Annotated in this window: 16 protein-coding genes; 8 read left to right on the plus strand and 8 right to left on the minus strand. The window is 66.0% G+C overall.

The window, feature by feature from the left end:
- The first annotated feature begins 8 nt into the window (after positions 1–8).
- Positions 9–1,004, plus strand: coding sequence for a Bug family tripartite tricarboxylate transporter substrate binding protein (locus QTI66_RS06620; protein WP_444814955.1), 996 nt, complete (start codon positions 9–11; stop codon positions 1,002–1,004).
- 12 nt (positions 1,005–1,016) lie between these two features.
- Here QTI66_RS06620 and QTI66_RS06625 read toward each other — a convergent pair whose 3' ends face one another.
- A complete protein-coding gene (locus tag QTI66_RS06625) occupies positions 1,017–1,388 on the minus strand; it encodes a hypothetical protein (RefSeq protein WP_286558329.1) in 372 nt (123 codons plus the stop codon).
- Between the two features lie 182 nt (positions 1,389–1,570).
- Here QTI66_RS06625 and QTI66_RS06630 point away from each other — a divergent pair, with 182 nt between their 5' ends.
- Positions 1,571–2,260 (plus strand): HAD family hydrolase, encoded by a 690-nt coding sequence (locus tag QTI66_RS06630; protein ID WP_286558330.1) that lies wholly within the window; start codon positions 1,571–1,573, stop codon positions 2,258–2,260.
- 20 nt (positions 2,261–2,280) lie between these two features.
- Here the strand turns inward: QTI66_RS06630 and QTI66_RS06635 are convergent, their stop codons facing one another.
- On the minus strand, positions 2,281–2,955 hold the full coding sequence (locus QTI66_RS06635; protein ID WP_286558331.1) for a M48 family metalloprotease: 675 nt from the start codon (positions 2,953–2,955) through the stop codon (positions 2,281–2,283).
- A gap of 282 nt (positions 2,956–3,237) precedes the next feature.
- On the opposite strand from QTI66_RS06635, the gene QTI66_RS06640 reads away from it, so the two are divergent.
- Positions 3,238–3,402 carry a hypothetical protein gene (locus tag QTI66_RS06640; RefSeq protein WP_286558333.1) on the plus strand — a complete coding sequence of 55 codons (165 nt, stop codon included), beginning with the start codon at positions 3,238–3,240 and terminating at the stop codon, positions 3,400–3,402.
- Between the two features lie 26 nt (positions 3,403–3,428).
- On the opposite strand, the gene QTI66_RS06645 is transcribed toward QTI66_RS06640, so the two are convergent.
- Together QTI66_RS06645 and QTI66_RS06650 are read right to left on the minus strand one after the other, a co-directional pair.
- The gene (locus QTI66_RS06645; RefSeq protein WP_286558335.1) at positions 3,429–4,058 is read right to left on the minus strand and encodes a response regulator; all 630 of its coding nucleotides are present in this window, start codon (positions 4,056–4,058) and stop codon (positions 3,429–3,431) included.
- Positions 4,055–5,449, minus strand: coding sequence for an ATP-binding protein (locus QTI66_RS06650; protein WP_286558337.1), 1,395 nt, complete (start codon positions 5,447–5,449; stop codon positions 4,055–4,057). The genes QTI66_RS06645 and QTI66_RS06650 overlap by 4 nt, the downstream gene beginning before the upstream one ends.
- 242 nt (positions 5,450–5,691) lie before the next feature.
- Here QTI66_RS06650 and pqqA point away from each other — a divergent pair, with 242 nt between their 5' ends.
- The 5 genes from pqqA to pqqE all read left to right on the plus strand — a co-directional run bounded on the left by pqqA (position 5,692) and on the right by pqqE (position 8,938).
- Positions 5,692–5,766, plus strand: a complete 75-nt coding sequence (gene pqqA / locus QTI66_RS06655) for a pyrroloquinoline quinone precursor peptide PqqA (protein WP_286559035.1) — start codon at positions 5,692–5,694, stop codon at positions 5,764–5,766.
- An 81-nt stretch (positions 5,767–5,847) separates the two neighbouring features.
- Positions 5,848–6,768 (plus strand): pyrroloquinoline quinone biosynthesis protein PqqB, encoded by a 921-nt coding sequence (gene pqqB / locus QTI66_RS06660; RefSeq protein ID WP_286558339.1) that lies wholly within the window; start codon positions 5,848–5,850, stop codon positions 6,766–6,768.
- 24 nt (positions 6,769–6,792) lie between these two features.
- A complete protein-coding gene (gene pqqC / locus QTI66_RS06665; protein ID WP_286558341.1) occupies positions 6,793–7,506 on the plus strand; it encodes a pyrroloquinoline-quinone synthase PqqC in 714 nt (237 codons plus the stop codon).
- On the plus strand, positions 7,506–7,781 hold the full coding sequence (gene pqqD, locus QTI66_RS06670) for a pyrroloquinoline quinone biosynthesis peptide chaperone PqqD (protein ID WP_286559037.1): 276 nt from the start codon (positions 7,506–7,508) through the stop codon (positions 7,779–7,781). The genes pqqC and pqqD overlap by 1 nt, the downstream gene beginning before the upstream one ends.
- Before the next feature lie 5 nt (positions 7,782–7,786).
- Positions 7,787–8,938 carry a pyrroloquinoline quinone biosynthesis protein PqqE gene (pqqE, locus tag QTI66_RS06675; RefSeq protein WP_286558343.1) on the plus strand — a complete coding sequence of 384 codons (1,152 nt, stop codon included), beginning with the start codon at positions 7,787–7,789 and terminating at the stop codon, positions 8,936–8,938.
- Positions 8,939–9,031: 93 nt separating this feature from the next.
- Here pqqE and QTI66_RS06680 read toward each other — a convergent pair whose 3' ends face one another.
- The 4 genes from QTI66_RS06680 to QTI66_RS06695 all read right to left on the minus strand — a co-directional run bounded on the left by QTI66_RS06680 (position 9,032) and on the right by QTI66_RS06695 (position 13,124).
- Positions 9,032–10,024, minus strand: coding sequence for an ABC transporter substrate-binding protein (locus QTI66_RS06680; protein WP_286558346.1), 993 nt, complete (start codon positions 10,022–10,024; stop codon positions 9,032–9,034).
- Positions 10,025–10,220: 196 nt separating this feature from the next.
- Entirely contained in the window at positions 10,221–11,162 is a 942-nt protein-coding gene (locus QTI66_RS06685; protein ID WP_286558347.1) for an MBL fold metallo-hydrolase, read from the minus strand.
- A gap of 37 nt (positions 11,163–11,199) precedes the next feature.
- Entirely contained in the window at positions 11,200–12,066 is an 867-nt protein-coding gene (locus tag QTI66_RS06690; protein WP_286558348.1) for a quinoprotein dehydrogenase-associated SoxYZ-like carrier, read from the minus strand.
- Positions 12,063–13,124 carry a quinoprotein relay system zinc metallohydrolase 2 gene (locus QTI66_RS06695; RefSeq protein ID WP_286558349.1) on the minus strand — a complete coding sequence of 354 codons (1,062 nt, stop codon included), beginning with the start codon at positions 13,122–13,124 and terminating at the stop codon, positions 12,063–12,065. Before QTI66_RS06695 ends, QTI66_RS06690 begins: the two co-directional genes overlap by 4 nt.
- Between the last annotated feature and the right edge of the window lie 24 nt (positions 13,125–13,148).

Here is a 13,148-nt window from a genome sequence, read left to right on the forward strand (position 1 = left end):
GACAAGCCATGACATCGCAACACAAGGCACCCGCGCGCCGCGCATTCACCCTGCTCATCGCCGCATGCGGCATGGCCGCCGTGGGCATGGCGCTCGCCGAGGACGCCTACCCGAGCCGCCCCATCACCATGGTGGTGCCGACGGCGCCCGGCGGCACGACCGACATCTCGGCGCGCATGCTCGCCGAACCGCTGGGCAAGGCGCTTGGCCAATCCGTCATTGTCGACAACAAGGGCGGTGGCAACGGGGCGATTGCCGCCATGGCGGTCAAGCGTGCCGACCCGAGTGGCTACACGCTGTTGATGCAGTACTCGGGCTACCACGTCATCACGCCGCACGTGAGCCAGCAAAAGCCGCAGTGGACCGCGGAGGACTTTCGCCCGGTCGCCAACGTGGTGAGCGCGCCGCAGGTCATCGTGGTGCGCGAGGGCGTGCCGGCCAAAAGCCTGGCGGAATTGATTGCCTACGCCAAGGCCAATCCGGGCAAGCTGACTTACGCGTCGTCCGGCAACGGCTCGCTGCAGCACGTGACGGGTGCGATGCTGGAGCAGCAGGCGGGCATCCAGCTGACGCACGTGCCATACAAGGGAACCGGCCCCGCGCTGCAAGACCTGCTGGGCGGCCAGGTCGACATGACCTTCGGCACGCCGCCGCCCTTCATGCAGCACATCCAGGCGGGCAAGCTGCGCGCACTGGCCGTGACCGGCAAGGCGCGGCTGACTTCGCTGCCCAATGTGCCGACGGCTGCCGAGGCCGGCATGCCCAAGCTCGATGCCACCTCGTGGTTCGCGGTGTTCGCCCCGGTCAAGACGCCGCAGCCGGTCATCGACCGCCTGAGCAGCGAAATCGCGAAGATCACCGCCACGCCGGCCTTCCAGCAGAAGGCGGCGGAGCAGGGGGCGTCGGCCGACTACATGGACCCGAAGAAGCTGGCTGAATTCAGCAAGGCCGAACTGGCACGCTGGGGCCAGGTCGTCAAGGCTTCGAAGATCGAAGGGGATTGAGCCGGGAGGCGATCAGCGGCTGGGCGTTGCCGGAATGGGTGTGACGGTTTCACGGACCAAGCCGCCGCCCATCACGCTGCCGCTCGTGGTCGAAGTACTTGCCGCGCCGCTGCCCTGGATGCGTGCTTCGCAGTCGGTGCGCTCCGCGGCCGGCAGTGCCTGGCATCTTGCGGTGGCGTTCACGTCGGCACTGGCGCCGGGTTGGGTCAAGCCGCCGCGTGCAGCCTCCTGGCGCGCTGCGCCGGATTCGCGCGCACAGGCGGCCGGGTCTTGCCGGGGATCGCAGGTGGAGGGCTTGGCGGACTGGGCGGATGCAGTGCCGCAGGCGAGAAGGGCGGCGAGCGACAGCAACAGGCCACCGGTCTGGAAGCGTAGGTTTTTCAAGTGAGTCTCCATGGATTGATCAGGGGCGAGCATGCGCGTTTGCCCCGCGAGCGCTGTAGGCACGCGTCGCGTCTTGCGCGAGTCCTGCAGCCCCATCCGGCGCAAGCACGCGACGAAGCGCTCCCACGGGCCTGTTCCCATGGGGTCCAGCCTGGCCGCCGACAGACGCTAAGCTCATCCCCATGCCATCCCGACACCTCGCACTCTTCGACCTCGACCTCACCCTGATTCCCTTCGACAGCGGCATGGCATGGACGCAGTTCCTCATCGCCAAGGGCATCCTGCCTGCGCAGGCTGAAGCGCGCTACCTGGCCTATTGCCACGAATACGTCGCCGGCACGCTCGACATTCACGCCATGCACCGCAACAACATGAAGCCCCTGCTGGAATACCCCCGCGCGACGTTGGCGCAATGGCAGCAGGAATTCGCCAAAGAGATCGCACCCAGGCTGCCGGTGGCCAGTCTCGCGCTGGTGAAGAAGCATCGCGAAAACGGCGACCTGTGCGCCATCGTCACCGCCACGACACGGCTGATTGCCCAGCCCATCGCGCAACTGTTCGGCGTGGCCCATCTGGTCGCGACGCGGCCGGCCACGGTGGGCGGTCTGGAAGACGGCGCTTTCACCGGCGAGATCGACGGCGAGCCTTGCTACCGACACCACAAAGTGTCGCGGGTGGGCGAATGGCTGGCCGCGCAGCCCGAGGGCGCGCAGCGCAGCGTCGGTGAATTCGAAAAGTCGTGGTTCTATTCCGACTCGATGGGTGACCTGCCTTTGCTGTGCGCCGTGACGCATCCGGTGGTCGTCAGCCCTGACGAACGTCTGCGGGCGCATGCGGCGCAAGCGGGCTGGCCGGTGATCGACTTGGCCTGACGCGCCACGCGGCCAGGCTGTCAGGGCTGCACGGCGCCGATCTGCCAGTGCGGTGCCAAGCTGCGCAGGGCTGCCAGCCGTTTGCGCGTGCCGGGGTGCGTTGCGGTGTCGTTGTGCCAGCCAAGGTGCATGAATGCGGCCATCACGTGCTGGTCGGGCAGCCCGAGCGCGCGCAGGGCGCTCAGGCCAAAAGCGTCGGCTTCGAATTCCTGGCGGTAGGCCAGCGCCGAGGCATCGCGGCCCAGCTGGCCCGCGATGGCGTCGGTGTGCTGCTGCACGACGGCGCCGGGCACCCACTTCACATAGAGCGTGCACATCTGTGACCAGTGGTCCAGCAGCACGTGCCCCAGTTCATGCGCGAGGATGAAGACGCGCTCGCCTTCCGGCAGATCGGCCAGCGCTACGTTGGCCACCACCACGTGACCCTGCAGCGTCTCTCCGACCATGTCGCCGCGCATCACGCGCAACTCCACGGTGGACAGTGCTGGGCTTTTCAAGCCACGCAACAGCAGGTCGAAGGATTCACGCACCTTCAGGGCGCGCGGACTGGCGGCGTCCGCCGGCGTCATGGCGTCCAGCTGGACCTGCTGCGAGCGGTGCAGCACGCCGACGATGTCGGGCTGCGGGCCGGGCGCGACTTCCCCGCTGGCCGCGCCGCAGGCCAGAACGATCCACATCAACAACAGCCATCGCATGGGCAATCTCCGGGGCAAGCCTGTCAGGACATTCTTATTGCTGCAGTGCAACAAACATGCCAACCCTTGGCGTTTACCCTCGGTCTCAAGAACGCGATTGGACGGCGAAGTTGCATCTGGATCAATCCCCGGCATGAATCCGCAGAGCGCCCGCGATAATCGGGCCTCCAGAAAAATCGATCGAGGGAGACTCCATGCCACAGCAAAAAGGCGCCATGACGCCACCGCCAGGCTGCGCCGGCGGACACCCCGTCCCGATGTGCACGCACTGAAGGACCGCGCATGACAAGAAGCACCTTGTTCCTGGGGGCCGCTGCTGGCCTGTGCGCCCCCGCGTGGTTCATCAACGTGAGTGCCTTGCCGTTTTGGGCGCAGTTCATGTGGATCGGCGGCATGCTGCTGTGCGCGCTGTTCGGCCTGGCGTTCCGCAAGTACGACCGCCGATAGGTTCGAGAACGCGCGTGCCCGCCACCTCAGGCCTGGATCAACCCCCAGCGCAGCGCGACCAGCGTCAGTTCCGACTGATTGCTCGCATTGAGCTTTTGCTTGACGTGGTACAGGTGGGTGCCGACGGTGCTGGGCGACAGGTTCAGCGTTTCCGCGATCTGCGCGACGGTCTGTCCGCGCGCGAGCTGGATGAACACCGAAAACTCACGCTCGCTCAGCGCTTCCGCCGGGCTGGTGTCGCCTTCGAGTTGCGCCAGCGCCAGGGCCTGCGCGGTGTTGGCGTCCATGTAGCGCTGCCCGCGCGAAACAGCGGTGACGGCGGCAATCAGGGCGTCGGGTGCGCTTCGTTTCGTCAGGTAGCCCAGCGCACCGGCGCGCAGCACGCGCCGCGGATGCGCGGTGTCTTCATGGGCCGACAGCGCCAGCACACGCGCCTTCGGGTCTTGCGCAATCAGGCGGCGCACCGCCTCCAGGCCGCCGATGCCGGGCATCGACAGGTCCATCACCACCACGTCGGGCTTGACGCGCGCGTACTCGACGCAGGCCTGCTCGCCGCTGTCGACCTCGGCCACGACCTCGAACTGCGCGTCGGCCAGCAGCATCCGGAAGCCCATGCGAACCAGGGCGTGGTCGTCGGCCAGGAGAACGCGGATCATGCAGTTCCTTGTGTTGTCGTCGTCGATGTTGCCGTCGATGTTTCAGCGCCCGCCACAGGCAGGCGGACCGTCAGCCTGGCGCCGCGGGAAGGCGCGTTGGCGATGTCGAACTGCCCACCCAGTCCCTGCACGCGCTCCGCGAGCCAGCGCAAGCCGTAGTGTTCGCCACGCGGAAGGCCATCGGGCGGCAAGCCTTCGCCGTCGTCGATGAGTTCCAGCCTCACTTCGCCCGCCTGCACGAGCACCGTGAGCTGCAGATGATGGGCCTTGCCGTGGCGCATGGCGTTGGTGATGCCTTCCTGCGCCGCGCGGTACAGGGCCAGCGAGGCGTCGGCGCCCAGTGCCGCATCCGCCAGTTCCACCTTGAGCGCGATGTTCACGTCCGCATGCGCGCGCTGCGTGCGCTCGACCAGGTCGCCCAGCGCATCGGCCAGGCCGAAGCTGTCCAGCACCAGCGGCGTGAGGCGGGGAATGATGCCGTGCATCGCGTCATACAGGCGCGACGACTCCTCGGCAATCACCTGCGCCGCCCGCGCCGCCTCCGGGTCGAGCGATTGCACGCGCTTGGCAACGGACAAGGCCATGCTGCGCATCGCCGTCACCGACTGGCCCAGTTCGTCGTGCAGCTCGCGGGCGATCATGTGGCGTTCGGCCTCGATGTGCTGGTCGATCCAGCGCGTGAGTTCGCGGCTGTCGGACAACTGCATCTCCGCGCGCACCGCACGGCGCTCGGTCTCGATGTGGCCCTGCAACTCGCCCACCATGCGGTTGAAGGCCGAGCCGATGGCCCCGGCCTCCTTGCCCGGCAGGGGCGGCAGTGCGGCGTCGAAGCGGCCCGCCTGCAATTCGTTGAGGGCATGCACGATCTTGCCGAAGGGCCGCACCGCGCGGCCGACCAGCCAGAACACCGTGCCGTTGACCAGCAGCAGCATGGCCAGCGCGCCGAGCGCCAGCGTCACCACGTAGTCCCAGGCGTCGATTTCGGCGCGCGACGCGTTGGCGCGCACCACCACCTTGCCGTCGGGAAACTCCATCGACTGCACCGAAGGCGGCGGCGCGATCAGGTCGATGAACCAGGCCGGCGCGTCGCGGCCCGCCTTGTAGGTGGAGGGCGGCGAGTGGTAGAGCTCCTTGCCATCGCTGTCGTAGAGGGTGATCTCGTTGGAGCGAACGCGGCCGATGCTTTGAAGAAAGGCAAGCATCGCGGGCGTGCCTTGCGCGGCGTAGCGCCAGATGGTGCGCTGGAGCAGCTGCGCGGCCACGCGGTTGGCCGCCACGACTTCCTCGTTGACGGACTCGCGCATGCTGCGCACTTCGAGCGCCAGCACGGCCGCCGCAAAGACGAAGGTCAGTGCGACGACGATGAGGTTGATCTTCAGCCGAAGGCTCATCGGCGGGGCAGGATGGGTGCGGACACGCCGACCATCGTAGCGGCTGGCAACAGTTTGCACCGCCGGTAGAAACCGCAGCGCGCCTTCCGGTTTTGCAGCGCGCCGATTCATGAAAATCATGAGCCCCGAATCATGATGCGCGGGCTGTGCGGGGCCATGCCGAAGAGGGACGATGCGTTACGGGACCACACATCCCTGCAGGCACCAGCCGGTGTTTGTGCATCGTTTACAGGAGACTGCTTATGCAATGGACTACACCTACTGCAACTGACTTCCGCTTCGGTTTCGAAATCACGATGTACGTTGCCGCCCGCTGACGCGGGTTGTGGCACGTCCGGCGCTCCACCCGTGGCGGGGGCGCGCCGGATTTGCTGCGTTCCTGAAGGGTTTCCTTCCTTATGCGCATCACCGTCCTGGGCTCTGCCGCCGGTGGTGGCTTTCCACAGTGGAACTGCAATTGCCCCAACTGCGCGGGACTTCGCGCAGGCACCCTGAACGCCAGGGCGCGCACGCAGTCATCGATTTTCGTCCAGGCCGACGATGGCGTGGACGGGGTTCTGTTCAACGCCTCCCCCGACATCCTCGAGCAGATTCGCAGCAACGCGACGCTGCAGCCGGCGCGTTCCATTCGCGACTCGGCCATTGCGGGCGTGGTGTTGATGGATGGTCAGATCGACCATGCCACCGGGCTTTTCATGTTGCGAGAACGCACGCAGGCCTTGCCGCTGTGGTGCACCGATCCGGTGGAAGAAGACCTGAGCCGGGGCAACCCGGTGTTGCGGGTTCTGTCGCATTACTGCGGCGTGCAGCGCCATCCCATCGCGCTGGACGGCACGGCCTTCAGCGTTCCTGGCGTGGGCGACCTGAGCTTCCGGGCCTTGCCGCTGTCGAGCAAGGCGGCGCCCTATTCGCCGCACCGCGACCGGCCGGTGGAAGGCGACAACATCGGCATGCTGATCACGGACACCGCCAGCGGTGCCAAAGCCTTCTACGCGCCGGGCCTGGGCCAGATCACGCCGCCCGTGTTCGACGCCATGTCGGGCGCCGATTGCGTGATGGTCGACGGCACTTTCTGGACCGATGACGAAATGCCCCGCATGGGCCTGAGCAAGAAGACGGCGCGCGACATCGGCCACCTGCCGCAGTCGGGCGAAGGCGGAATGATGGAGTGGATGGGGAAGTTGCCTGAACGCACGCGGCGCATGCTCATCCACATCAACAACACGAACCCGATCCTCAATGAGGACTCCGATGAACGGGCCGCGCTGGTGCGCGAGCGCATCGAAGTCTGCGAGGACGGCATGCAGTTTCGCGTGTGAGCGAACGAACCGGAAAGAGCCAGCATGAGTGAAGCCCCCGCATGGTCGCGCGATGAGTTCGAAGCACAGCTGCGCGAGCGTGGCAAGTCCTATCACATCCATCACCCCTTCAACGTGATGCTCAACACCGGGCGCGCGTCGAAGGAGCAGGTGCGTGGCTGGGTGGCCAACCGCTTTTATTACCAGATCGCGATTCCCATCAAGGACGCGGCCGTGCTCTCCAACTGCACCGATCGCGAGGTGCGCCGGGGCTGGGTGCAACGCATTCTCGACCATGATGGCTTCGAACTGAACGGCGTGCGCGACGAAGGCGGCATCGAGGCGTGGCTGCGCCTTGCGCTGGCGGTGGGACTGCAGCGCGAAGAGGTGCTGGACCTGCGCCATGTGGCGCCCGCCGTGCGCTTTGCGGTCGATGCCTATGTCAACTTTGCGCGCCGTGCGCCGTGGCAGGAGGCCGTGTGTTCGTCGCTGACCGAACTGTTCGCGCCCGAGATCCACAAGCAGCGGCTGGCGAACTGGCCGGAACACTACCCGTGGATCGAGCCGGAGGGCATGGCCTACTTTCGCAACCGCATGAGCCAGGCGCGCCGCGACGTGGAGCAGGGCTTGGCCATCACGCTCGACCATTTCACGACGCGGCCGCTGCAGGAGCGCGCGCTGGAAGTGCTGCAGCTCAAGCTCGACATCCTGTGGGCCATGAACGACGCGATGGCGCTCAAGTACGGAGTGACCGCATGATGGCCGCGCCGACCCCCGCCACGCAGCCGCGCGTGGGTCCGGGCTTTCGCCTGCAATGGGAGCCGGCGCAGAGCGCGCACGTTCTTCTGTATCCCGAAGGCATGGTCAAGCTCAACCAGAGTGGCGGCGAGATCATGAAGCGCTGCGACGGCGAACGCAGCGTGGCGGTGATCGTGGGCGAACTGGAAGAGGCGTTCTCGATGAAGGGTTTGGGCGACGACGTGCTCGCTTTTGTCGAGATGGCCGGCAAGCAGCGCTGGCTGGCCTGGGATTGACGACCATGGAACACGCAGCAGCATCATCACAACAGCCGCGTCCCGCGCCCGGCCCGCCGCTGTGGCTGCTGGCGGAACTGACCTATCGCTGCCCGCTGCATTGCGTGTTTTGCTACAACCCGGTCGACTTCGCGCGGCAGGAAGAAGAGCTCACGACGGATGACTGGATTCGCGTGCTGCGCCAGGGCCGCGAGATGGGCGCCGTGCAGCTGGGATTGTCCGGCGGTGAGCCGCTGGTGCGCGACGACCTGGAAGACATCGTCGCCGAAGCCAGCCGGCTGGGCTACTACACCAACCTGCTCACCTCCGGCGTCGGCCTGACGGCGCAGCGCGCCGCGGCCCTGAAAGCGGCAGGGCTGGAGCACGTGCAGCTCTCCTTCCAGGATTCGACGAAGGAGATGAACGACTTTCTCTCGCACACCAAGACCTTCGAGCTGAAGAACCGGGTGGCGAAGATCATCAAGGACCAGGGCTGGCCGATGGTGATGAACGTGGTCATCCACCGGATGAACATCGACCACATCGACCGGATCATCGGCATGGCGGCCGAGATGGGCGCCGAGTACCTGGAGCTGGCGAACACGCAGTACTACTCGTGGGCTTTTCTCAACCGCGACCATCTGCTGCCCACGCACGAGCAGCTGAAGCAGGCCGAGCGCACGACGGATGTGTGGCGCGCCCGCATGGGCGACCGGATGCGCATCTTCTTCGTGGCGCCCGACTATCACGAGGGCAAGGCCAAGAAGTGCGTCAACGGGTGGGGCAACATGTTCCTCACCGTGGCGCCCGATGGCACGGCCTTGCCATGCCACACCGCGAAGATGTTGCCGGGCCTGAGCTTTCCGAATGTGCGCGACCATGATTTGCGGCACATCTGGGTGGAGTCGGAAGGCTTCAACCGGTACCGCGGAACGGGGTGGATGAAGGAGCCTTGTTCGTCCTGCGAGTTCAGGGAGCAGGATCTGGGCGGATGCCGGTGCCAGGCGTACATGCTGGCGAACGATCCGGATGTGGCGGACCCGGCCTGCTTCAAGAGTCCGCACCATCATCTGGTGGAAGAAGCGGTGGAGAGGGCGGGGAGTCTTTCGCCTGCCAAGGCTGTGGAGCATCCGCTGGTGTTTCGGGAGCCGGCGAATTCGCGTCGGTTGAGTGTTTGATGTTTTGACCGTGACGTCTCCGTCTTCCTCCCTCCCCGCCGGAAGAGGGCCGGGGCGGGGGCACTGCATTGAGTCCCAAGCTGCCCCGGACGGTCACTCGATGATCTGATCCGCTTGTTTGCGCACCTGCGTCGGGATGTCGATTCCGATCGCCTTCGCAGTCCTCATGTTGATCACCAACTCGAACTTCATGGGTTGTTCGACGGGAAGGTCCGCTGGCTTGGCCCCTTTCAGGATCTTGGCCACGTACACGGCCGATCGCGTGAAGATCTCGCGCGTGTTGGGGCCGTAGCTGAGCAGGGCGCCGAGCTCTGCCCATTCGCGCGCCCCGCTCACCGAGGGCAGCTTCTGCTGAACGGCAAAATCCTGGATGCGCGCGCGATGCGCCCACAGCGAGGCATGGGGAAACAGGACGTCAGCTTGTTCCCGCACCACGCCGTCGAAGGCAAGCTCCAGGTCCGCGGCGCTTCGGACGCCAAACGCAATGGGCACCATGCCGAGCGATTTGGCGGCGGGCACGTTCCCTTCTTTCAAGCCGATTTCCGAGACAGGGTTGGTGGCGTCCCACAGGATGGCGAGGCGAATGTGTTGCGGAAAGACATGCTGGACGAACTGCAAGAGCTTGATGGAATGCTCATGCGTCAAATTGGTGACCCCCGTGACGTTGCCTCCTGGGCGCGCAAGGCTTGCCACGAGGCCCATGCGATCGGGCATTCCGACATTCGCAAACACGACAGGAATCGTGGGGGTTGCCGCCTTGGCAGCAAAGGCGTCCGGGCCCACCGCCACCATCACATCGACCTGCATCTGGACGAACTCGGCCGCCGCTGCCGCGGCCTGTTCCTTGCGCCCTTCGGACCACCGGCGCTCGATCACGATGTTCCGGCCTTCCACAAAGCCCTGGGCCCGCAAGGCTTCGACGAAGGCATCTTCCAATACCTTCACTTCGGGGTTCGCCGGAAGGGCATAGCCGAGCCACCCGATCCGGAAGGTCTTCGCTGTCTGCGCGCGGGCTGGGAACGGAGCGCAGGGGATGCCGAGTACCAGGCCGGCCGCAAGGCGCATCACGCGTCGTCGACTTTCCACTGCGGGTTCGGAAACGTCGAGCAATTGCCTGCCCGTGGTGCGGGTTATGGCACGAGTTCCTGAAAGCGACGGGGCCAAGGCCTTCATCGTCATGGACGGCATCCAGCGCGAGGGGCGCGCTGGGGCGCAATTTACTCTTCCCTGCGCGGGAGGCAAGACCCCTTGGCGCTTGCTGTTGCCGTCGAGGACACCAGGGTTACTTCAACTCACTCCCCTGCAACCGGACAAACAAGGTCGAAGCGTTCTTTCGGTTCAACGCTTCGTACTGGTCCCATCCCGAAAACTCCGGCAACTCCGCGACGTTGGGGACATCGCTGAGCGCAGTTCCCGCCCGCAGCAACTTCTCCACCTTGGCGCGCAGTTGTGTGAGATAGCGCTCCTGCAAATCGACTCCTTGCAATGTCGTTCGTGCGCCGTGTCCCGGCACCACGACCTTTGCCGGCACTTGGCGCAACGTCGCCAGTGCGCTCATCCACCCGTCAAGATCACCGTCCATGATGTCGGGAACGCGGGCTTCATCGATCAACCCGCCCGCGAACAGGACACCCGAGCGTGGGTCGAGCACCGCCACGTCGCCGGGTCCGCTCGAATGCCCGAAGTAGATGAGTTGCACCGGTCGGCCGATGACGTCGAGCGTGTGCGTGTCGTCGAACTGCTGGTCCGGCGTGAACATCGTCGTGCCCTTCATTTCCTCCTCGCCGAGCGTTTCCTTGAGCACGCGCAGGCAGCGGTCGCAGCGAGATGCCATCAGCGTCGCGGCCTTGCGATGCATCAGCACCGGAATGCCGCGCTCGCGAAAGGCGTTGGCGCCGAAGAGGAAGTCCTTTTGCGCGTGCGTGATCAACACCAGCCGCACGGGCTTGTCCGTCACGCTGCGGATCGCGCGCCACAGCGCCTCGCCGTTGCGCCACGAGGTGCCGGTGTCGATGGCCAGCACGCCGGTGTCGCCCACGATGAAGCCGGCGTTGCCCACGCGGCCCAGCGTCTGCGCATCGACGCCGCCGCGCTTGCCTTGCACCATGTAGACGCCGGGCGCGAGTTCGATGGGCTTGGGGTCCGATTCAGGTTGACGATCGCCTCGTGCCGCGCAGCCGGGCAGCAGGCCGATGCCCGCAACGGCCATCAGCGCGAACAGCATGGCGCGAATCCACTTCAATGCCAAGCCTCGTCACGAATCATTCGGGGCGCCGGTACTTGAGTGCGCTTTCGAATCGCAGGTCGTGCGAGTCGACGATCTCGGCCTTCAGCTCGCCATCGCCACGCGGCTGGAAATAGAAGCGGAAATTCGGGTTTTCGCTGATCGAGAAATCCACGTCGGCCGACATGACCGGCTGGCCCGCATAGGTGACGTTGACCTGCCGCACGAAGTGGGGCGGCGTGTACAGGCGCGACACCTGATCCAGCGCGAGGCCGGAACTGTTGGGGTGGCTGATCATCAGCTGCGCCAGTTGCGGCTGGTTGGCGTCGGCGTGGCCTTCGAGGCTCAGCTTCATGCGGCCGAGCGTCTTCGCCGCAGCCTCCGCGTCCTTGCCCGGCGGTGCGGAACAGCCGCCGGAAGCCTTCACGAAAGCCGTCGCCATGTGCAGCTTGCCGTCGTTGGTTTCGGCAATCGCTCGCACATGCGTGTATTCGTCAACGCGCACGCGCGTCTCGATATCGGCGCGTCCGCTCTGCGGCGTGAAATTGAACACCGCCGAGATCGGCGAGGGGTTGTTGTCGATGATGAGGTAGACCTTGTCGATGTAGCGCGTCGGCGTCTGCGGCATGCGCGTCTTGATCGCGATGGGAACGATGGCGGCGTCTTCGGCGCGTACCGGCGCGACGATGGAAATCACGTCATCGCTCGCGTTGGCAATGGGCCGCGACTGGAACAGGCTCGCACGCACCTTTTGCCACACGGGATTGGCATCAGGGTTGTCGGCGGTCTTGATCTGCGCCAGGGCAGGGTGGGCGAACAGCGCTGCAACAAGCAAGGCGCCGAGCGCGAAGGCGCGCCGGGACGCGGGGCTTTCCGGTGACGGGATGACAGGACGAGTACTCATGGCTTCGACGCTTTCGGGCTCGCGGAAGTTGGCGCGGAAGAAGGCGTCGCCGTGGCGTCGACGTCTTCCCACTCCAGTTCCGCATACGCTGCCGTGACGTTGCGCCGATGGAAGCGATCCGTCAACAGCCAATTGGGGCCGGGCGGGACGGCGACGGTGTCGATGGCCTGCTGCATGCCCATGTGCTGGCGGATGGCGGCGCGGGTGTCGCGCAGCAGCGCTTCGAGATAGCCGGCTTGCGCGTCCATGACGCTGGGCCAGTCGGTGCCGACGGGGCCGTGTCCGGGAACGACGGTGGCCACCGGCAGGCGCCTGAGTTGCGCCATCACCGAAAGCCAGCCGCGCAGGCTGCCGTCGAGCGCCGGCAGGTGGCGCACGAAAAGCAGGTCGGAGGCGAACAGCGTTCGGGAGCGCTGGTCGTATACCGTGAGGTCGTTGTCGGTATGCGCGGTCGGCCAGGCTTGCAACGTGATGACGCGCCCGCCCAGGTCCAGATCCATCGAGGTGTCCACGACGACGGTGGGGTAGACGACGGACGCGTGCGTCAGTTCGATGCCGAAGTCGCGCTTGAGCGCATTCAGGTAGTAGGGCTCGCGCGCCGACAGGGCGCGGCCATAGCGGGCGCTGGCCACGAAGCGCGGCGGCTCCCGGGAACCAGCGTCCGAAAAGGCCACGTTGCCGAGCACGTGGTCAGGGTGCGCGTGGGTGTTGATGACGTAGCAGACCGGCAACGGCGTGACCCGCGCAATGGCGGCCTTGAGCGCCAGCCCCACGGCCGGCGTGCCGCCCGTGTCGATGACCGCCACGCAACGGCTGCCGACAATGAAGCCGAGGTTGGCCACGTCGCCGCCATTGGCGGGCGCCCAGTCTTCCAGCGCGCCGGTGTGCACGTAGACGCCGGGCTGGATTTCGCTCACGGCGAGCGGCGCCGCTTGTGCAGCCTGTGGGATGAGGGAGACAAAGCCGCACAACAGCAGGGCCCGCACGACCACGGCGCGCATCGGCCAACGAAGGCGTCGCGCCGCGAGCACCAAAGACGACACGGGCTTCAGAAACATCGCGCCCGCCGCTCACAACTCAGG

This window comes from Variovorax brevis, assembly GCF_030317105.1.
Taxonomy (GTDB): domain Bacteria; phylum Pseudomonadota; class Gammaproteobacteria; order Burkholderiales; family Burkholderiaceae_C; genus Variovorax; species Variovorax brevis.